The sequence below is a fragment of the Curtobacterium sp. NPDC090217 genome (genome assembly GCF_044746705.1).
Classification (GTDB): domain Bacteria; phylum Actinomycetota; class Actinomycetes; order Actinomycetales; family Microbacteriaceae; genus Curtobacterium.
Window position 1 is genome coordinate 1 of the sequence record NZ_JBIVCR010000008.1, and the last position, 17,851, is coordinate 17,851.

The 17,851-nt window shown below is 71.4% G+C and carries 20 protein-coding genes and 2 tRNA genes; 6 read left to right on the forward strand and 16 right to left on the reverse strand.

Annotated features, from left to right (window positions below):
- Positions 1 to 188 precede the first annotated feature (188 nt).
- Positions 189 to 1,178 carry a thiamine-phosphate kinase gene (gene thiL / locus ACIPJ2_RS18805; protein WP_402730125.1) on the reverse strand — a complete coding sequence of 330 codons (990 nt, stop codon included), beginning with the start codon at positions 1,176 to 1,178 and terminating at the stop codon, positions 189 to 191.
- Between the two features lie 25 nt (positions 1,179 to 1,203).
- Between thiL and ACIPJ2_RS18810 the strand changes: the two genes are divergently transcribed.
- Positions 1,204 to 1,689 (forward strand): DUF3515 family protein, encoded by a 486-nt coding sequence (locus tag ACIPJ2_RS18810; RefSeq protein WP_402730126.1) that lies wholly within the window; start codon positions 1,204 to 1,206, stop codon positions 1,687 to 1,689.
- Positions 1,690 to 1,881: 192 nt separating this feature from the next.
- Here ACIPJ2_RS18810 and ACIPJ2_RS18815 read toward each other — a convergent pair whose 3' ends face one another.
- The 6 genes from ACIPJ2_RS18815 to leuC all read right to left on the reverse strand — a co-directional run bounded on the left by ACIPJ2_RS18815 (position 1,882) and on the right by leuC (position 8,402).
- The gene (locus ACIPJ2_RS18815) at positions 1,882 to 2,970 is read right to left on the reverse strand and encodes a D-alanine--D-alanine ligase family protein (RefSeq protein ID WP_402730127.1); all 1,089 of its coding nucleotides are present in this window, start codon (positions 2,968 to 2,970) and stop codon (positions 1,882 to 1,884) included.
- A gap of 32 nt (positions 2,971 to 3,002) precedes the next feature.
- Positions 3,003 to 4,016, reverse strand: a complete 1,014-nt coding sequence (locus ACIPJ2_RS18820; RefSeq protein ID WP_281267598.1) for an NAD(P)H-dependent glycerol-3-phosphate dehydrogenase — start codon at positions 4,014 to 4,016, stop codon at positions 3,003 to 3,005.
- A gap of 115 nt (positions 4,017 to 4,131) precedes the next feature.
- A complete protein-coding gene (locus ACIPJ2_RS18825; RefSeq protein WP_402730128.1) occupies positions 4,132 to 5,001 on the reverse strand; it encodes a lysophospholipid acyltransferase family protein in 870 nt (289 codons plus the stop codon).
- 1 nt (position 5,002) lies between these two features.
- Positions 5,003 to 6,370, reverse strand: a complete 1,368-nt coding sequence (gene murA / locus ACIPJ2_RS18830) for a UDP-N-acetylglucosamine 1-carboxyvinyltransferase (RefSeq protein WP_281264891.1) — start codon at positions 6,368 to 6,370, stop codon at positions 5,003 to 5,005.
- On the reverse strand, positions 6,370 to 6,966 hold the full coding sequence (leuD, locus tag ACIPJ2_RS18835) for a 3-isopropylmalate dehydratase small subunit (RefSeq protein ID WP_281264892.1): 597 nt from the start codon (positions 6,964 to 6,966) through the stop codon (positions 6,370 to 6,372). The genes murA and leuD overlap by 1 nt, the downstream gene beginning before the upstream one ends.
- Positions 6,966 to 8,402 carry a 3-isopropylmalate dehydratase large subunit gene (gene leuC / locus ACIPJ2_RS18840; protein ID WP_402730129.1) on the reverse strand — a complete coding sequence of 479 codons (1,437 nt, stop codon included), beginning with the start codon at positions 8,400 to 8,402 and terminating at the stop codon, positions 6,966 to 6,968. Before leuC ends, leuD begins: the two co-directional genes overlap by 1 nt.
- A gap of 182 nt (positions 8,403 to 8,584) precedes the next feature.
- Between leuC and ACIPJ2_RS18845 the strand changes: the two genes are divergently transcribed.
- Complete coding sequence (locus tag ACIPJ2_RS18845) at positions 8,585 to 9,652, forward strand: FUSC family protein (RefSeq protein ID WP_402730130.1); 1,068 nt, start codon at positions 8,585 to 8,587, stop codon at positions 9,650 to 9,652.
- A gap of 49 nt (positions 9,653 to 9,701) precedes the next feature.
- Complete coding sequence (locus ACIPJ2_RS18850; RefSeq protein ID WP_281264895.1) at positions 9,702 to 10,112, forward strand: GNAT family N-acetyltransferase; 411 nt, start codon at positions 9,702 to 9,704, stop codon at positions 10,110 to 10,112.
- A 44-nt stretch (positions 10,113 to 10,156) separates the two neighbouring features.
- Here ACIPJ2_RS18850 and ACIPJ2_RS18855 read toward each other — a convergent pair whose 3' ends face one another.
- The 3 genes from ACIPJ2_RS18855 to ACIPJ2_RS18865 are packed head-to-tail and all read right to left on the reverse strand — an operon-like array spanning position 10,157 to position 11,636.
- Positions 10,157 to 10,759, reverse strand: a complete 603-nt coding sequence (locus ACIPJ2_RS18855) for a histidine phosphatase family protein (protein WP_281264896.1) — start codon at positions 10,757 to 10,759, stop codon at positions 10,157 to 10,159.
- Positions 10,756 to 11,130: a fluoride efflux transporter CrcB gene (crcB, locus tag ACIPJ2_RS18860; protein WP_402730131.1), complete on the reverse strand. Its 375-nt coding sequence runs from the start codon at positions 11,128 to 11,130 to the stop codon at positions 10,756 to 10,758. Before crcB ends, ACIPJ2_RS18855 begins: the two co-directional genes overlap by 4 nt.
- Entirely contained in the window at positions 11,127 to 11,636 is a 510-nt protein-coding gene (locus ACIPJ2_RS18865; protein ID WP_402730132.1) for a fluoride efflux transporter FluC, read from the reverse strand. The genes crcB and ACIPJ2_RS18865 overlap by 4 nt, the downstream gene beginning before the upstream one ends.
- Before the next feature lie 247 nt (positions 11,637 to 11,883).
- Between ACIPJ2_RS18865 and ACIPJ2_RS18870 the strand changes: the two genes are divergently transcribed.
- From ACIPJ2_RS18870 to ACIPJ2_RS18880, 3 genes are read left to right on the forward strand one after another with little or no spacing between them, the layout of a single operon-like run.
- Entirely contained in the window at positions 11,884 to 12,141 is a 258-nt protein-coding gene (locus tag ACIPJ2_RS18870; protein WP_243561894.1) for a BatC protein, read from the forward strand.
- A complete protein-coding gene (locus tag ACIPJ2_RS18875) occupies positions 12,138 to 13,385 on the forward strand; it encodes a cupin domain-containing protein (protein WP_402730133.1) in 1,248 nt (415 codons plus the stop codon). The genes ACIPJ2_RS18870 and ACIPJ2_RS18875 overlap by 4 nt, the downstream gene beginning before the upstream one ends.
- Complete coding sequence (locus tag ACIPJ2_RS18880; protein ID WP_402730134.1) at positions 13,382 to 14,320, forward strand: sucrase ferredoxin; 939 nt, start codon at positions 13,382 to 13,384, stop codon at positions 14,318 to 14,320. The genes ACIPJ2_RS18875 and ACIPJ2_RS18880 overlap by 4 nt, the downstream gene beginning before the upstream one ends.
- 64 nt (positions 14,321 to 14,384) lie before the next feature.
- Here ACIPJ2_RS18880 and ACIPJ2_RS18885 read toward each other — a convergent pair.
- The 6 genes from ACIPJ2_RS18885 to ACIPJ2_RS18910 all read right to left on the reverse strand — a co-directional run bounded on the left by ACIPJ2_RS18885 (position 14,385) and on the right by ACIPJ2_RS18910 (position 17,822).
- Positions 14,385 to 14,460 (reverse strand) — tRNA-Glu (locus ACIPJ2_RS18885).
- Between the two features lie 36 nt (positions 14,461 to 14,496).
- Positions 14,497 to 14,572 (reverse strand) — tRNA-Glu (locus ACIPJ2_RS18890).
- Between the two features lie 127 nt (positions 14,573 to 14,699).
- Positions 14,700 to 15,329, reverse strand: coding sequence for an MBL fold metallo-hydrolase (locus ACIPJ2_RS18895; protein WP_402730135.1), 630 nt, complete (start codon positions 15,327 to 15,329; stop codon positions 14,700 to 14,702).
- Positions 15,330 to 15,495: 166 nt separating this feature from the next.
- Entirely contained in the window at positions 15,496 to 16,500 is a 1,005-nt protein-coding gene (locus ACIPJ2_RS18900) for a LacI family DNA-binding transcriptional regulator (protein WP_402730136.1), read from the reverse strand.
- Positions 16,501 to 16,521: 21 nt separating this feature from the next.
- Complete coding sequence (locus ACIPJ2_RS18905) at positions 16,522 to 16,959, reverse strand: hypothetical protein (protein WP_402730137.1); 438 nt, start codon at positions 16,957 to 16,959, stop codon at positions 16,522 to 16,524.
- Between the two features lie 5 nt (positions 16,960 to 16,964).
- Positions 16,965 to 17,822 carry a carbohydrate ABC transporter permease gene (locus ACIPJ2_RS18910; protein WP_402730153.1) on the reverse strand — a complete coding sequence of 286 codons (858 nt, stop codon included), beginning with the start codon at positions 17,820 to 17,822 and terminating at the stop codon, positions 16,965 to 16,967.
- Between the last annotated feature and the right edge of the window lie 29 nt (positions 17,823 to 17,851).

Consider the following 17,851-nt stretch of genomic DNA (forward strand, 5'->3'; position numbering starts at 1 on the left):
AAACGCCTCGACGCGATGACTCCCGCCGAAGCACTCAAACAACTACTCTCACGACCAACAGAAACAGGTGTTGCAACCACCACCTGAATCCACCCAGCGACTCTGTCGCTCCTTGCACGCGCAACCACCTCGCGCCGCCCCGAGCGCAAGCCCGCGCAACCACCTCGCGCGCCCGCGCCCGCGCCCCCTCAGCCCGCGACGCCGTCCCAGTCCGCGTACGGGTCCCACCCGGTCGTCGGGACGGCGACACCGTCGCGGACGAGGTCGGCCGCGCCGCGCTCCAGCACGACACCGATCCGCCGGAACCCCCCGGGCAACACGGCGTCCGCCGGGAACGTCGCGAGCAGCCCGTGATCCTCGCCCCCGTGCAACGCCACGTCGTCGAGCGCCGCGGAGATCTCCAGCGTCACCCGACTCGACCGTGCAAGTCGCCCGGCGTCGATCGCGAGCCCGTCCGACAGGTCGAGCATCGCCGTCGCACCGGCAGCGGCAGCGAGCGGCCCGTCGACGATCGGCGGCACCGGTCGGCGCTGGCGCCCGACGTCCGGGTCCTCGTCGAGTCCGGCGGCGACCACCGCGGCCCGCGACGGCTCACCGTGCGCGTCGACACCGGACCGGAACAGCCGAGCGAGCCCCCGCGCCGCGCGACCGAGCTCACCCGACACGGCCAGCACGTCGCCGACGCGCGCCCCCGACCGCAGCACCGGAGCACGGTCCTGCAGGTCGCCGAAGGCGGTCACGGCGACCGTGAACGCCGATGACGTGGACAGGTCTCCCCCGACGACCCCGCACCCGGGAGCGAGCGCGTCGACCGCGAGCCGGAACCCGTCCGCGATGCCCTCGAGCACCGCGACGGGCGTGTCCTGCGGTGCGGCGATCGCGACGACCAGTCCAGAGGGCACCGCACCCATCGCGGCGACGTCCGAGAGGTTCGTCGCCGCGGCCTTCCACCCGACGTCCGACGGCGACGACCACGCCCACCGGAAGTCCGGACCGTGCACCATCATGTCGGTCGTCACGACGAACCGGCCGTCGGGAGCCGCCACCACGGCGCAGTCGTCCCCCGGCCCGACGAGCGGCGACCCCTGCGGAAGCCGCGACGTCACCCGGTCGAGCACGACGAGTTCACCGAGCTCCCCGACGGTCGGTCCGGTCCAGGGGTCGTCCTTCGCGTCCACACGAGAACGGTAGCCTGGACTCTCGATGGACACTGTGCGCCGCCCCCTGCGGATCCTCGCCGGACTCGGCGTCGTGGTCGCCCTCGCCGCCGGACTGACCGGGTGCACGAACGCCGTCACCATGACCGCAGCTCCGTCGGCGAACGCCGCCGCGTGTGCAGCCGCCCAGGTCCGCCTGCCGGACGCGGTCGACACGAAGTACCAGCTCCGCAACACGAACGCCCAGTCCACCGCTGCGTGGGGCGATCCCTCAGCGGCGCTCTACCACTGCGGTGTCGCGGTCCCGACGGTCTCCGACCTGCCGTGCTTCTCGAAGGGGTCGGTCGACTGGATCCGCGACGACGAGGGGAAGCAGATCGTCTACACGACGTTCGGGCGTGACCCCGCGGTGCAGGTCGTCATCGACTCCACGAAGACCACGGACCAGGTCCTGCAGGACATCGGCAACGCCGTCGAGACGCTGCCGAAGGACGGGCACGAGTGCCTCGACCCGTCCGACGTGCAGGGCTGACGCGACCCACCACCGGACGGGAGGCTCGTGGCGGGCCCGCCACGAGCCTCCCGTCCGCCATGGCGTGCGTTCCTACCCATCGCGCCCGCAGTAGGAAGCCGAATCGCGCGTAGGTGGCCGGAACGAACGACTTCCTACGCGCGGATCGGCACCCTACGCGCGGAAGGGCCCACCACGCGCGGTGCGACCGCGTCAGCGGACGGCGGCGCGACCCAGCTCGATGAGTTCGGCGACGAGCTCCGGGTAGCTGACCCCGGTGGCCGCCCAGCAGCGCGGGTACATCGAGAACGGGGTGAAGCCCGGCATCGTGTTGACCTCGTTCACGACGAAACCGTCGTCGGTCAGGAAGCAGTCGACGCGGGCGAGTCCGGAGCCGCCGATCGCCTCGAAGGCGCGGGCACCGATGGAGCGGATCTCGTCGGTCTCGGCCTCGGTCAGCGGTGCCGGGCAGAGGAGCTGCTCGTCCCCGCCGAGGTACTTCGCGGCGAAGTCGTAGAAGCCGTCCTCGGCGACGACGATCTCGCCGGGCAGGCTCGTGCGCGGCGTGCCGTCACGACCCTCGAGGACGGCGACCTCGACCTCGCGACCGACGACGCGGGGCTCGACGATGACCTTGCTGTCGTGCTCGAACGCCAGGTGCATCGCCGCGGCCAGCTGGTCCGGCCCGTCGACCCGGGACACACCCATGCTCGAACCGGCCCGGGCGGGCTTCACGAAGAGCGGCCAGCCGTGCGCCGCGATCGTCTCGGCGACCCCGAGTTCGTCGGCCTGCCACTGCCGACGGAGCACCGTCGTCCACGGGGCCACGCGGAGCCCGGCGTGCTCGAGGACGGCCTTCGCGACGTGCTTGTCCATCGCGAGCGCACTCGCCAGGACGCCGTCCCCGGCGTACGGCAGCCCGGCGATCTCGAGCATGCCCTGGACGGTGCCGTCCTCGCCGAACGGACCGTGCAGGATCGGGAAGACGATGTCGACGGGGATCGTGGTGACGGTGCCGTCCTGGTGCTCGACGGTCAGCTGCCGCGGCTCGGCGGCGCTCGGGAACCGGACGCGCGTGCCGTTGTCCGGCACCGTCGGAAGGTGCTCGCCGACGAGGGCCCACTGCTCCGGGTCGTCCGGCTGCAGCGTGAAGGCACCGTCCTTGGTGATCCCGACCGGGACGATCTCGTACGCGGTGCGGTCGACCGCGTCCATGATCCCGCCGGCGGTCACGCAGCTGATCTCGTGTTCGCTCGACCGGCCGCCGAACAGGACGACGACGGTGGTGCTGCTGGTGGGCATGGGCGCTCCTGGTTGCAGAGTGGCCGGACCGGTCACTCGCCCTGGGGCTCGTCGGTCTCGGTGAGGTGCGGCGCGATGTTGCGCGGATCGAGCCTACCGGCGAGGACCTCGCCGACCTGCCCGACGATGGGCATGTCGACGCCGTTCGCCCGCGCGAGTTCGAGGATCGGCGCGACGGACGCCAGCCCCTCCGCGGTCTGGTTCATCTGCCGGACGACCTCGTCGAAGCGGTACCCCTGGCCGAGCAGGCGCCCGGCGGTGTTGTTCCGCGACAGCGGCGACTGGCACGTCGCGATGAGGTCGCCGAGTCCCGCGAGACCGGACAGCGTCGAGGGCTGGGCACCGAGCGACACGGCGAACTCCGTCATCTCCGCGAGCCCGCGGGTGATGATCGACGCCTTCGTGTTCTCGCCGTAGCCGACGCCGTCCACGATGCCGATCGCGACGGCGATGAGGTTCTTCAGCACCCCGCCGAACTCGGTGCCGATGACGTCCGTGTTGATGAACGACCGGAAGTAGGGGTTGGTCGCGACCGCAGCCACCGCACTGGCGGTGTCGGCACTCGTCGAGGACACCACGGCCGCGGTCGGCTGCCGTCGCGCGATCTCGAGCGCCAGGTTCGGACCACTGGCCACCGCGATGCGGTCCTGGTCGATCTCGAGTCCCTGGAGCAGGACCTCGCTCATCCGGAGACCCGTGGCCTTCTCGACGCCCTTCATCAGGCTGACGACGGGGACGTCAGCCGGGAGCAGTTCGCGGATGGCCTCCAGGTTCGACCGCAGCGTCTGCGACGGCACGGAGACGTAGACCTGCTGCGCGCCCTGCAGCACGGCGGCCAACGAGGTCGACGCGGTCAACGTGCGCGGCAGGTTGATGCCGGGCAGGTAGTCCGAGTTGCGCTTGGTCTCGGTGATCTCTCGGGCGACCTCGGGTCGACGCGCCCAGACGACGGTCTCGGCGCCGCCCTCGGCGAGGACCTTCGCGAACGTGGTCCCCCAGCTGCCGGCACCGATGACCGCCACGCGGGGCTTGTCCGTGGACTGCATGACGACGCGGATCGCGGCGGTGTCGACCGCGCCACGTGCGGCAGCCGTGGGATCCGGGTGGTCGTCGTGCGGGCGGAGGCCTGGTGCGCCGGCACGCGTGCCGGTGCTGGGTGCGTCACTCAAACTTGCCGGTTTCCTTCTGGTTCTTCGTCGACGGGTCCCACCGGGTCGCCGGTGCCTGCTCGCCACGGAGTTGCTCGACGAGCTCGGTGATGCGGTCCATCAGGACGGCGGTCGCCTCGGTGAGCAGCTGCTGGTCGATCGGGCGTCCGCGGAACGCCGACAGGTCGACGGGGTCGCCGAACACGACGTCCACGCGCGACGGCGGGAACAGCCGGAGCTTGTTCGAGTACCGCGCCATGATCTGCTGCGTGCCCCAGTGCGCCATCGGGATGAGCGGCACGTCGTTCTCGAGCGCGATCCGCACCGCGCCGGTCTTGCCGCGCATCGGCCACAGGTCGGGGTCGCGCGTCAGCGTCCCCTCCGGGTAGACGATCACGGCGCCACCGCGCTCCATGAGGGACCGGCCGCCGCCGAGGGGATCGCTGATGCGGGTTCGACCAGACCGCTCGACCGGGATCTGCCCCATGCCGCTCATGAGCTTGCCGAACACGGGGACGCGGAACAGCGACGCCTTCGCCAGGAATCGCGGCTGCCGGCGGCTGAGGTACACCGCGGTGCCCACGACGAGCGGATCGATGTTCGTGTAGTGGTTCGGCGCGAGGACGAACGCGCCCTGCTCCGGCAACCGGTTCCGGCCGTGCCAGTGGTAGCGCGCGGTGAACCGGAAAGTCGGGATCACGAAGAACGCGGTGATCCGGAACGCCAGGTTGAGGTCACCACGCTTCCACCGACGGCCGGGGTTCGGCAGGCCGGTGGTCACACGGTCGAGGTCGCGGCCGGGCGTGCCGTCGGGTGCGCCGCGGTCGCCGCCGGCCACGCCACGGTCGTTGCCCGCGGGCGCACCGCGGTGGTCGTCAGCCATCTCAGCCAGCGAAGTCGAAGTCCGCCCCGAGCTTGCGCAGCTTCGGGATGAAGTGCTCGTACCCGCGGCTGATGATGCCGACGTTCGTGATGTGCGACTCCCCCTCGGCGGTCAGTGCCGCGATGAGGTGGCTGAAGCCGCCGCGGAGGTCCGGGACACGCACGTTCGCGCCGTGCAGCTTCGTCGGGCCGGTGATCACCGCTGCCTGCTCGAAGGGACGACGGGCGACCCGGCGGTCGTGCCCGGGGAGCCCTTCCTTGTGCACGACGATGTCGGCACCCATCTCGTTGAGGGCCTCGGTGAAGCCGAAGCGGTTCTCGTAGACGGTCTCGTGCACGATGCTCTGGCCGTCGGCCTGCGTCAGCGCGACGACGAGCGGCTGCTGCCAGTCCGTCATGAAGCCGGGGTGCACGTCGGTCTCGATGACGACGGGCTTGAGGACCTCGAGCTCCCGGTAGAACCGGATGCCGTCCTCCTGGATGTCGAACCCGCCGCCGACCTTCCGGAAGACGTTGAGGAACGTCATGAGCTCCTGCTGCTTCGCGCCCTCGACGAAGATGTCGCCGTTGGTCGCGAGTGCGGCGGAGGCCCAGCTCGCTGCCTCGTTGCGGTCGTTGATCGCGCGGTGGGTGTAGCCGCGGAGCGACTCGACGCCCTCGATGAAGATCGTGCGGCTCGGCTCGACCGTGATGATCGCGCCCATCTTCTGCAGGATCGCGATGAGGTCCATGATCTCGGGCTCGATCGCGGCGTTCCGGAGCTCGGTCGTGCCGTCGGCGAGCACCGACGACAGCAGGACCTGCTCGGTCGCACCGACGCTCGGGTACGGCAGCTCGATGTTCGCGCCCTTGAGGCCGTTCGGCGCCGTGATGTGGATGCCGGAGACCTGCTTGTCGACGACCGCACCCATGGCGCGCAGCGCGTCGAGGTGGAAGTCGATCGGGCGGTCGCCGATGCGGCAGCCACCGAGGTCGGGGATGAACGCCTCGCCGAGCTTGTGCAGCAGCGGGCCGCAGAACAGGATCGGGATGCGGCTCGACCCGGCGTGCGCGTCGATCTCGGCGAAGTGCGCCGACTCGACGTTCGACGGGTCGAGGATGAGCTCGCCTCGTGCAGGATCCGTGATGCGCACACCGTGCACCTCGAGCAGCGCGCGGACGACCTTGACGTCGGAGATGTCCGGGACGTCCTTGAGGATCGACGGGGTGTCGCCGAGCAGGGAGGCCACCATGGCCTTCGTCGCGAGGTTCTTCGCGCCGCGGACCTCGATGCGTCCGACCAGCGGCTTGCCGCCGCGGATGACGATCTCGTCCGACTTCAACCCGACGCGTGCCCCAGCTGCTGCTGCGTCCTGTACGAGAGAGTTCACTACTTCACCGGCAATGTTTTCGGCCGCCAGTTTCCACGGCGGGATTCGAACTCCGTGATCGAGGTCTCGTCACGGAGGGTGAGCCCGATGTCGTCGAGCCCTTCCATCAACCGCCAACGAGTGTAAGCGTCGATCTCGAATGCCACGTCCACATCGCCCAGCGACACGCGCTGCGCCGCGAGGTCCACGGTCGCCTCGATGCCCGGGTTCGCCTCGATGGCGGCCCACAGGCGCTCGACTTCCGGTTCGGTCACGATTGCGGTGACCAGGCCCTGCTTGCCCGCGTTGCCCTTGAAGATGTCCGCGAACCGGGGCGAGATGACGACCCGGAAGCCGAAGTCGCGGAGTGCCCATACGGCGTGCTCGCGCGACGACCCGGTGCCGAAGTCGGGACCGGCGACGAGCACCTTCGCGCGGTCGAAGGGCTCCTGGTTCAGCACGAACGACGGGTCCTGGCGCCACCCGGAGAACAACGCGTCCTCGAAGCCGGTCTTGGTGACGCGCTTGAGGTACACGGCGGGGATGATCTGGTCGGTGTCGACGTTCGACCGCTTCAGCGGTGCGGCGATCCCGGTGACGGTGCCGATCTTCTCCATCAGACTGCCCCTTCCAGAGCGGTTGCTGCTTCGGTTTCCAGGTCCCACGGACTCGACAGCGTCCCGCGGACGGCGGTGGCGGCTGCGACGAGCGGCGACACGAGGTGGGTTCGGCCGCCCTTGCCCTGACGTCCCTCGAAGTTGCGGTTCGAGGTCGACGCGCAGCGCTCCCCCGGCGCGAGCTGGTCGGGGTTCATGCCGAGGCACATCGAGCAACCGGCGAAGCGCCACTCGGCCCCGAAGTCGGTGAAGACCTTGTCGAGCCCCTCGGCCTCGGCCTCGAGCCGGACCCGTGCGGAGCCGGGCACCACCATGACGCGGACGCCCTCGGCCTTGGTGCGCCCCTTGATGACGGACGCGAACGCGCGGAGGTCCTCGATGCGCGAGTTCGTGCACGAGCCCATGAAGACCGCGTCGACGGCGATGTCCTTCATCGGCGTGCCCGCGGTGATGTCCATGTACTCCAGCGCGCGCTGTGCCGCTGCCTGGTCGTTGGGGTCGGTGTAGTCGGCTGGGTCGGGCACGGACTCGGAGAGCGAGACGCCCTGGCCCGGGTTCGTTCCCCAGGTGACGAAGGGCTCGAGCGCGTCGGCGTCGATGAACACCTCGGCGTCGAACACCGCGTCGTCGTCGGTGTTCAGCGTGTCCCAGTACGCGACGGCCTCGTCCCAGTCGGCACCGGTCGGGGCGTGGTCGCGGCCCTGCACGTAGTCGTAGGTGGTCTGGTCGGGACCGACCATGCCGGCGCGGGCACCCGCTTCGATCGACATGTTGCAGATCGTCATGCGCCCCTCCATCGAGAGCGCCCGGATCGCCGAACCGCGGTACTCGAGCACGTAGCCCTGTCCGCCGCCGGTTCCGATCTTCGCGATGACCGCGAGGATGATGTCCTTCGCCGTCACGCCGGGGCGCAGGGTGCCCTCGACGGTGATGGCCATCGTCTTGAAGGGCTTCAGCGGCAGCGTCTGCGTGGCGAGCACGTGCTCGACCTCGCTCGTCCCGATGCCGAACGCCATCGCGCCGAACGCACCGTGCGTCGAGGTGTGCGAGTCGCCGCAGACCACCGTGATGCCCGGCATCGTCAGGCCGAGCTGCGGGCCCACGACGTGCACGATGCCCTGCTCCTTGTCGCCGAGCGAGTGCAGGCGGACGCCGAACTCCGCGCAGTTACGGCGGAGCGTCTCGATCTGGGTGCGGCTCGTCGGGTCGGCGATGGGCCGGTCGATCGCGAGCGTCGGGGTGTTGTGGTCCTCCGTCGCGATCGTCAGGTCGAGGCGGCGCACCGGGCGGCCGGCCTGGCGGAGACCGTCGAAGGCCTGAGGGCTCGTGACCTCGTGCACGAGGTGGAGGTCGATGTAGAGGAGGTCGGGGTTGCCGTCCTCGCCCTTGACCACGACGTGGTCGTCCCAGACCTTCTCGGCGAGTGTCCTACCCATGACCTCGACCCTTCCGTTCGCATCGGTTCGATGCCGCTGACGCGGCGCGATCCGGCGAGTCTAGCACTGGTATACCAACGCGTCCGACGCCGGTGCAGCCCGCATCGCGGCCGGTTTCCGGCCGGACTGGAGGCTCGACTCGCGTTCTCCGACACCTGTCGCGGTGGGAGAATGGCCGGGACATGACGACTCCGACGCACTCCGCCCGCACGGTCAACCTCGAGGGCGCGACGCGCGCCGCGATCGCGGGCGCCGCTCCCCTCGCACTGCTCATCGCCCTCGGGATGCCGGGCTACGCAGCCTTCGCGATGTTCGCGGGGTTCACCGCGATCTTCGGCGCCACGGAGCCGTACCGGCAGCGCGCCGTGACCACGGGAATCGCAGGGGGACTGCAGGCCCTGTGCATGTTCGCAGGGATCGCGGTCTCGATCGTCGGTGCACCCCTCTGGTTGCAGGCCGTCGGGCTGGTCGTCGTGCTCGTCGTCGCGGTCTGCACGCTGAGCACGCTCCGGTCGATCCCGGCGCAGCCGATCTTCCCGACGTTCGCGTTCCTGGTGTCCTCGCTCGTGCCGCTGCGGCCGTCGGACCTGCCGCTCGTCGCGACGATCATCGTGTGCTCCGTCGCGTGGGCGTGGCTCGTCGCGATGTCCGGGTTCGTCATCCGCCGCGTGTGGCACCCGCGCGCGCCGCACCGCTTCCGGCCGCTCGCGCCGATGAAGGAACGGGGCTTCGGGATCCTCAGCACCCCCGCACTGTGGGAGACCGTCGCGCTCAACGTCGTCGGGGCCCTCGTCGCCGGTGCCATCGCGGAGACCATCCCGGGGCTCGGGCACCCGTACTGGGCGGTGATCGCCGTCGTGTCGACGCTCCCGGCCATCCGGCAACGGCACACCGTCCTCCGGGCGTTCCAGCGCTTCATCGGCACGATCGGGGGCACGGTGATCGCGGTCGGGATCCTGCTCCTCGAACCCGGAGCGTGGTGGATCGTGCTCATCGCGGTCGTCGGACAGTTCTTCGCGGAGATCTTCGTCGCGCGGAACTACGCGGTCTGCCTGCTGTTCCTCACGCCGCTCGCGCTCGCTGTCTCCTGGTTGAGCCTCCCCGAGGCGCCGGAGCTCCTCGCCCTGGACCGCGTCGCACAGACGACGCTCGGAGCACTGGTGAGCGTCGCGCTGCTGTTCGTCGGACGCGCGATCGAACGGCGCCGCGGTCGAGCCCTCGGCGCGACGACCTCGATCCGCACGGTCTGACCGGGCGGACGCGTCGGCGGCTGTCGGCGGCGCCCGGCAGGATCGACACATGGACGACTACCGACTCGTCGCCGGGCCGCCGCCGCTCGACGACTACCTCCGCCTCCGCCGCGACTCCGGACTGACCCCGGTCCGGGCCGACCAGGGCGCCGGCGCGATCAGCGGGAGCTGGTCAGCCTGCCACGTGGTCGACGCGGCTGGAACGCCGGTCGCGATGGGTCGCGTGCTGGGCGACGGCGGCTGGTACTTCCACATCGCGGACGTCGCCACCGATCCGGCGCACCAGCGGCGCGGTCTCGGTCGGCGCGTGCTCGAGTGGCTCATCGCGGACATCCGGTCGCGGGCACCGGAGGGCGCCTACGTGTCGCTCATCGGGGACCCGCCCGGGCAGCGGCTGTACCGCTCGCTCGGGCTCGACGACGTCGCGCCGAGCCTCGGGATGGCCGCCGTCCTGCGGTAGCCGGGACAGCCGTCAGTCGGGCCGGACGTCAGGCGGGCTGGACGTCAGTCCGGCTGGACGTTCCAGGAGTCGATGACCGGACGCCCGTGCTCGTACCCCAGCGTGCTGACGGACGCGGTCCCGAGCTTCAGCACGGCACCGTCCTGCGGCGCGAGCCGGATCCACGCGGCGCCGATCGCGCGGAGCACGTGCCCGTGGGCGATGAAGACGGCGTCCTGCCCCTCCGCGAGCACCGGACGCGCTCGGTCGAGCACGCGCTCAGCCCGGACACGGACCTCGGCGGCGTTCTCACCCGGTGTGTCCCCTGCGGGCACGCCGTCGGTCCAGAGGTCCCACGGCCCGTGCCGGAGCACCTTGATCTGCGGTGTCGTGAGGCCCTCGTACGCGCCGTAGTCCCACTCGTACAGGTCCTCGTCGACCTCGGGGTCCACGCCGATGAGTGCAGCGGTGTCCCGGGCACGCTGCAGCGGGCTCGACAGCGCGAGCGCGAAGTCGCGGTCCGCGAGGTACCGGCCGGCACGCTTCGCCTGCTCGACCCCGTTCTCGGTGAGCGGGATGTCGGTGCGGCCGGTGTGCTGCCCGCTCTTCGACCACTCCGTCTCTCCGTGACGGACGAGGACGAGTTCGCCGGGGCGTTCCGAGGTCATGTGTTCCTTCCGAGCAAGAGGCCGAGCGCGGCTGCGCCGACCGAGACGACGAGCATGCCGAGGCCGTTCAGGACGGCGAGCCGGGTCTTGCCGGATCGGAGGAGCTGCACGGTCTCGACACTCGCCGTCGAGAACGTCGTGTACCCACCCATCATGCCCGTGCCGAGGATGGCGACCGCCGGGAGCGGGAGCGTCCCGGCCTGCCCGAGTCCCGTCAGGAGCCCGAGGACCAGCGACCCGGAGACGTTGATGACGAGCGTACCGAGCGGGAAGCCGCTGACCCTGGCCTTCACGAGCCCGTCGAGCAGGAAGCGGAGCGCCGCCCCGACTCCCCCGCCGACGGCGACGAGCAGCAGTTCGAGCGCGCTCACCGGGTGGCTCCCCGTGGCCGCAGCAGCGTCGACACCCAGAGCCCGGCGACCACGGCGAGCAGTCCCAGCACGACCGTGAGCAGCGCGTACCCGCTCCCAGCACCCCACCGTCCGTCCCCGAGCAGCTGCGCGGTGTCGTCGGCGAGCGTGCTGTACGTCGTGAACCCGCCGAGCACCCCTGTGCCGACGAAGAGCCGCAGGCGCCGACGCCGACCGACGTCCGGCCCGCGGTGCGCCAACGCCTCGAGCAGCAGCCCGATGCAGAACGCCCCGACGACGTTGATGGCGAGGATCGTCCAGCTGATCCCGTCGACGGCGGGGACGAGGTCGGCCAGCACGGCGCGGAACGCGGTCCCGATCGCCCCGCCGAGCGCCACGACGCCGAGGTACCCCCAGCGCAGGTGTGGCGGCCGCTCGGGTCTGGTGTCGGACTCCTCGACCTCGACGTCCGGGTCGATCGGGATGTTCCCGGAGTCGGTGAGGTGCCGTCGGGGTTCGTCGTGCACGGAGGTGCTCCTATCGCCGAGCACGCCGGAGGTCGTCCGCGCGTGCGGTGTTCTCGGGATAGGGACCGTTGGTGACCGATCGGTCACGGTTGGGTCCGGCAGGCCCCACTGCCGGGTCAGACGACTCCCCCACCTTACCGGGACTCCGCAACACGCCTCCTGCTCGGACGAACCTGGACCACCGCCAGCCGGACGTCCTACGCTCGGGCACAGACGGCACCCGGCCGCACGACGGAGAGGGACGCACATGAGCATCAACGACGACGACATCACCACGGATCCCCAGAGCGCGGGCGAAGGCCCCGCTGACGGCGGCGCCAACCCGAACGGACATGACGGCGGTGCCGACGGCTCCGCAGACGCCGGCGAAGGCCCGGCCGACGGCGGCGCCAACCCGAACGGACACGACGGCGGTGCCGACGGCTCCGCAGACGCCGGCGAAGGCCCGGCCGACGGCGGCGCCAACCCGAACGGACACGACGGCGGCGCGGACGGCTCCGCGTGAGCCGAGGACCGGAGACGACGGAGACGGCGCGCGCCCTCGAGCGGTGCATCGCCGTCCCCGTCGCCCGGTTCGCCGACGAGTACTGGGGTCGCCGCGCGCTCCTGAGCAGCGCCGCTGACCTCGGCTCGACGTTCGTCGACCTGTTCTCCTCCGAAGCCGCCGACGAGCTGCTCTCGCTCCGAGGACTCCGGACGCCGTTCATCCGGATGGCGAAGGACGGCACCGTGCTCCCGCAGAGCGCCTTCACCGCACCCGGTGGCTACGGCGCCGAGGTCGGCGACCAGGTCAGCTCCGAGAAGGTCCTCGCCGAGTTCGCTGCCGGCTCGACGATCGTCCTGCAGGGCCTCCACCGCACGTGGCCGCCGATCCAGGAGTTCACGCGACGGCTCGTCGCGGAGCTCGGGCATCCCGCGCAGGTCAACGCTTACATCACGCCGGCGTCGTCGCGCGGCTTCGACCCGCACTACGACGTGCACGACGTGTTCGTCCTGCAGATCGCCGGGGCGAAGCGCTGGGTGATCCACGAGCCCGTGCACGAGCTCCCGTTCGCCGACGAACCGTGGAGCGACCGACGCGACGAGGTCGCCGCGCGGGCAGCAGGGGCACCCGCGATCGACACCGTGCTCCGTCCAGGTGACGCGCTCTACCTCCCTCGCGGTTGGCTGCACTCCGCGACCGCACTCGGCGGCACGACGATCCACCTGACGATCGGCATCCCCGCCGTCACCCGGGCCGACCTCGCGCGGGACCTCATCACCCGTGCGCTCCGATCGGACCGACTCCGCGCATCGCTGCCCCTCGGTGTCGACCTCGGCGACCCGGACCAGATCGCGACGGACGTCCGCGCCGCTGCCGAGGACCTCATCGGGTTCCTCGAGTCGGCGTCGGTCGGCTCGGCCGTCGACGAGGTCGCGCACACCGTCGGGTCGCGGTTCCGTCGCTCCACCCGTCCGGAGCCGGTCCGCCCGCTGCAGACGGTCGACCTCCTCGGCACGCTCTCGGCCGGCGATCGGGTCCGGTGGCGCGAGGGACTCCGCGCCGACGTCCGCGACGAGGGCGAGCGCGTGGCCGTCGTCCTGCCGACGACGACGATCCGCCTGCCGGCATCGTGTGGTCAGGCCGTGCGCGCGCTGCACGCCGGAGGGACGCACGCCGTCGGGTCCCTGCCGGGCCTCGACGAGGACGACGCCGTCGTCGTGGTCCGTCGGCTCCTCCGGGAGGGCGTGCTGGTACCGGCGTCGTGACCGAGTGGCGACGCACGGGTCCGGCCGATCCACGACTCCCCCGCTCGGCCGGTGGGCCGGCGTGCAGCGACCGCTCCCGGTCCCGCGACGAGGACCTCACCGCCACCGCGTCCCCCGGGCGCCGCTGGTTGCTCGTCGAGGTCGCGGGTGCGTGGGGCTGGAACGTCTGGGCCGACTCCCCCGCACTCCCGCCCGAGACCGGCATCGCCCTCGCGCGTCGGGTGCAGCGAGCCGGGATGCGCATCCTCGCGATCCGCCGCCCCGGCCGGTCCCGTGGTGCCGGTCGGTGGCGCTGGGCAGTCGTCGACACCGGGCTCGCGACCGTGCGGTGGGGTGAGGCCGACGGCCCGGACGAGCTGCTGTCGCTCCCGCTCGACGGCAGCACCGGAACGCCATCCGACCGGCCCGTCTTCGCCGTGTGCGCCCACGGCCGGCACGACGAGTGCTGCGCCGTGCGCGGACGGTCGGTCGCAGCCCGGCTGGCGGAGGTGTTCCCCGATGAGACCTGGGAGTGCTCGCACCTCGGTGGTGACCGGTTCGCGGCGACGACGATGCTGTTCCCGCACGGGCTGAACCACGGACGCGTCGACGAACTCGATCCCGTCGCGATCGCCGAGGCGTCGACGCGTGGGATCGTCGTCCCGGACGGCTTCCGCGGGCGGTCGCTGTACTCCCACGTCGAACAGGCTGCCGTCGCCGCAGCCGCGGCACGCTCCGGAGACCACCGGATCGACGCCTTCCGGCCGCGCGGTGTGCGCGCTCCGGAGACGCTCGACGACCCGGCCGGATGGTCGGTCGAACTCGACTCGGACGCCGGAGCCGTCGTGGTCACACTCGATCGTGTGCACTCGGACCCGACGTTCTCGACGTGTCGCGCGACGGTCGCCGTGGAGATCCCGCGCTTCGTCGTCCGCGACGTGGCCACCGCAGGGTGACCGGCATGCGACACCAGGCCGGGAACGACGAAGGTCCCCGTCCGTGTGGACGAGGACCTTCGGTTGGTGACCCCAGCGGGATTCGAACCCGCGTTACCGCCGTGAGAGGGCAGCGTACTAGGCCGCTATACGATGGGGCCGCGGCACACGTTGTCGGACTCGGGCTAAGCCACCTGTGGTGACCCCAGCGGGATTCGAACCCGCGTTACCGCCGTGAGAGGGCAGCGTACTAGGCCGCTATACGATGGGGCCGTTCCGACAACTCGACAAGTATGGCACAAGCGGTCCGACCTGCCAAAACGAGGCGTGTCGCCCGGGTGTGCCGTCATGCCGCAGCGTGCATGCACGGGCCGAGCCGAGCCTCCAGTCCGGTCCCCGCTCAGATCGTGAGCGACTCGCCCGGCTGCAACAGGACGAGCGAACCGGCGGGCTCGACCATCTCGCGGAGCCGGCCGGTGTGCATGCCGTAGCCGATGTCGGAGAGGGTCGCCTCGTGCACGGGGTAGGCGCGACGGGGTGCGATCGCGGCGACGTAGTCCATCATCTCGGCGACCTTGAGCCACGGGGCGCCGACGGGTGCGGCGAGGACCTCGACCGGGACGCCGGGGACGGTGTAGCTGTCGCCGGGGTAGAACAGCTGCCCGTTCACCATGAGGCCGGTGTTGTCGATCACCGGGACGGACGAGTGGATGACGTTGTGCCGGGTGCCGTGGAAGGTCAGCGCGAACGGCCCGACCGATCGCGAGGACCCGTCCGTGACGACGTCGACCTCGAAGTCCGGCAGCGCGGCGGCGACTCCGCCCGGACCGAAGACCACCGCGCCGGGGTTCCGGGACAGGATGCCGGACAGCTGCGCCGGGGTGACGTGGTCGGGGTGCTCGTGGGTGAGCACGACCGCGACGACACCCGTGACGTCCACGTCGCGCGTGAAGTTCCCCGGGTCGATCACCAGCCGCGCCCCGTCGACGTCGACGATCTGGCAGGCGTGCTCGAGCTTCGTGACCTCCATGCTGCCGAGCGTACGCGGGGTGCTGATGTGGTTCCGTTCGCCGCCGCACAACCGAAAGCAGTCCGCGCCGCGCGTACGCATGGTGCGGACTGCTTTCGGTTGTGCGAAGGCCCGCGGCGGCGGGCAGCGCCCGCCCAGGACCGCGGCGGCGGGCAGCGCCCGCCCGTCAGGAACGCGGCGGCGCCGTCGACGACCGCACCACGAGCGACGCCGGCGACGGCGGCACCGGACGGACCGCGGCACCGTCGACCTCGGCGAGCACCGCGCGGGCGGCGAGACGTCCCTGCGCCTCGGGGTCCTGCGTGATCGTCGTCAACCCGACGGCTGCGCCGTACTCGTGCCCGTCGATGCCGATCACCGACAGGTCATCGGGCACCGACAGGCCGAGTCGAGCCGCGGCGAGCATCACGCCGAGCGCCATCTCGTCCGAGGCGCAGAACACCGCGGTCGGTCGATCGGCACCCGGCCCGAGCAACGACAGGCCGGCGTCCACCCCACCGGCGAACGAGAACCGTCCGTCCGCGATCCACGACGGCGGCACCGAGAGTCCGGCGCAGTGCATCGCGTCGACGAACCCGTCCCGCCGACGGTACGGCACCGCGACGTTCATGCCCGCCTCGTCCTGCCCGCCGACGTACGCGATCCGCCGGTGCCCGAGCCCGACGAGGTGCTCCGTCGCCATGCCGGCGACCTCGACGTCGTCGATCCCGACGTTCCGGAGTCCGGGGGCCGGCCCACCGATGACGATGGTCGGCAGCGAGCTCACCTGCAGCTCGCTCCGCTCGGTCTCGTCGAGCACGAGCGACAGCAGCACGAGGGCGTCGACGCGCTGCCGCAGCATCGACCGTCGGAACGCCCTGTCACGGTCTCCCCCGGGGCCGCCGAGGTTGTAGAGCACGAGGTCGTACCCCGCCCGCCGCAGTTCGGCGTCGACCCCGCTGAGCGCCTTGACGTAGAACCAGCGGTCGAACACCGGCACGACGACCCCGACGGCACGCTGCCGCCCGGTGGCGAGCCCGGCCGCCGCCGAGCTCGGGACGTACCCGAGCTCGTCGGCGACCCGGCGCACGTGGTCGATCGTGGTGTCCGCCACGGTCGGGAGTCCGCGCAGGGCGCGGGACACGGTCGCCTTGGACAGCCCGGTGACGGTCGCGATCTCCTGGATCCCCATCGGACACAGCCGGGAGGCCGGTCAGCCGTCCGCGCCGTGCGTCGCGTCCCCCGCGTCACGGGTCACGGGCCCGGCGCCGGTCCGCGCGACGGCTCGCGTGCGATGCGGTCGCGGCGCTCGCTCGTCGAACCCGACGTGCACGTGGTCGCGGAACACGGTCTCGACGGGCGCGCGGCCACCGGGGACGTGCACCCCGACCGGGTGCTCGTCGCGGCGGAGGACGCGGCCGGCGGCCAGGGCCTCGGCGGCCTCCGACCGACGGACCACCCGGACCCGCCAGCGGTCGAGCGCGACGAGTACGAGCACGCACGCCAACAGGGTGAGCGCCCAGCCGAGCGCCGGTCGGCCGGTGAACTCGCAGAACACGGTGACGGCGAGGAACGCGACGCCGAAGAAGCCGACGAAGCCCATGGCCTCCTCGATCGGTGCCGACGGTCGACGCGGTGCGCGGTACGCCATGGCGATCAGCCCTTCACACCGCCGGCGGTGAGGCCGGCCACGATGCGCCGCTGGAAGACGAGCACGAGGATCACGAGCGGGATCGTGACGATCGTCCCCGCTGCCATCACCGCCGTGTACGGCTCCTGGTGCGGCTGGGTCCCGGCGAACGACGCGATGGCGACGGTGACCGGCTGGGTGGCGTCCGAGGACAGCTGGGACGAGATGAGGTACTCGTTCCAGGACGAGATGAACGCCAGGATCGCGGTGGTGAACACGGCGGGCGCGGCGAGCGGCAGGATGATCCGCCGGAACGCCTGCACGCGGGTGCACCCGTCGATGCGCGCCGCTTCCTCGAGGTCCCACGGCATCTCACGGAAGAACGACGCCAGCGTGTAGACCGTCAGCGGCAGCACGAACGAGATGCTCGGCAGGATGAGCGCCTGGTACGTCCCCATCCACCCGATGTCCGTGAAGAGCTGGAACAGCGGGGAGATCAGCGCGACACCAGGGAACATCGACGCCGCGAGGATCGCACCGGCGATGAGGGACTTGCCCTTGAACTCGAGCCGGGCCAGCGCGTACGCCGCCGAGGTCCCGACGAGCAGCGCGATGATCGTCACGACGCCGCCGATCAGCAGGCTGTTCAGCAGCGCCCGCCCGAGGTGGTTGCCGAGCTCGGTGGAGAACGCCGTCGCGTAGTTGTCGAGCGTCACGTGCGTCGGCCACGGGGTGGCGTCGAACGTGAACCCGACGTCGCGGAAGCTCGTCACCACCATCCAGTAGAAGGGCAGGAGGCACCACACCGCGATGATGATCGCCTGGATCGCGGTGCGGACCCGCGGGCCGGTGTGCCGCTGGACACGGACGTCGGCGCGGTCGATCGATCGCTCGCGCGAACGCGTCGACGACC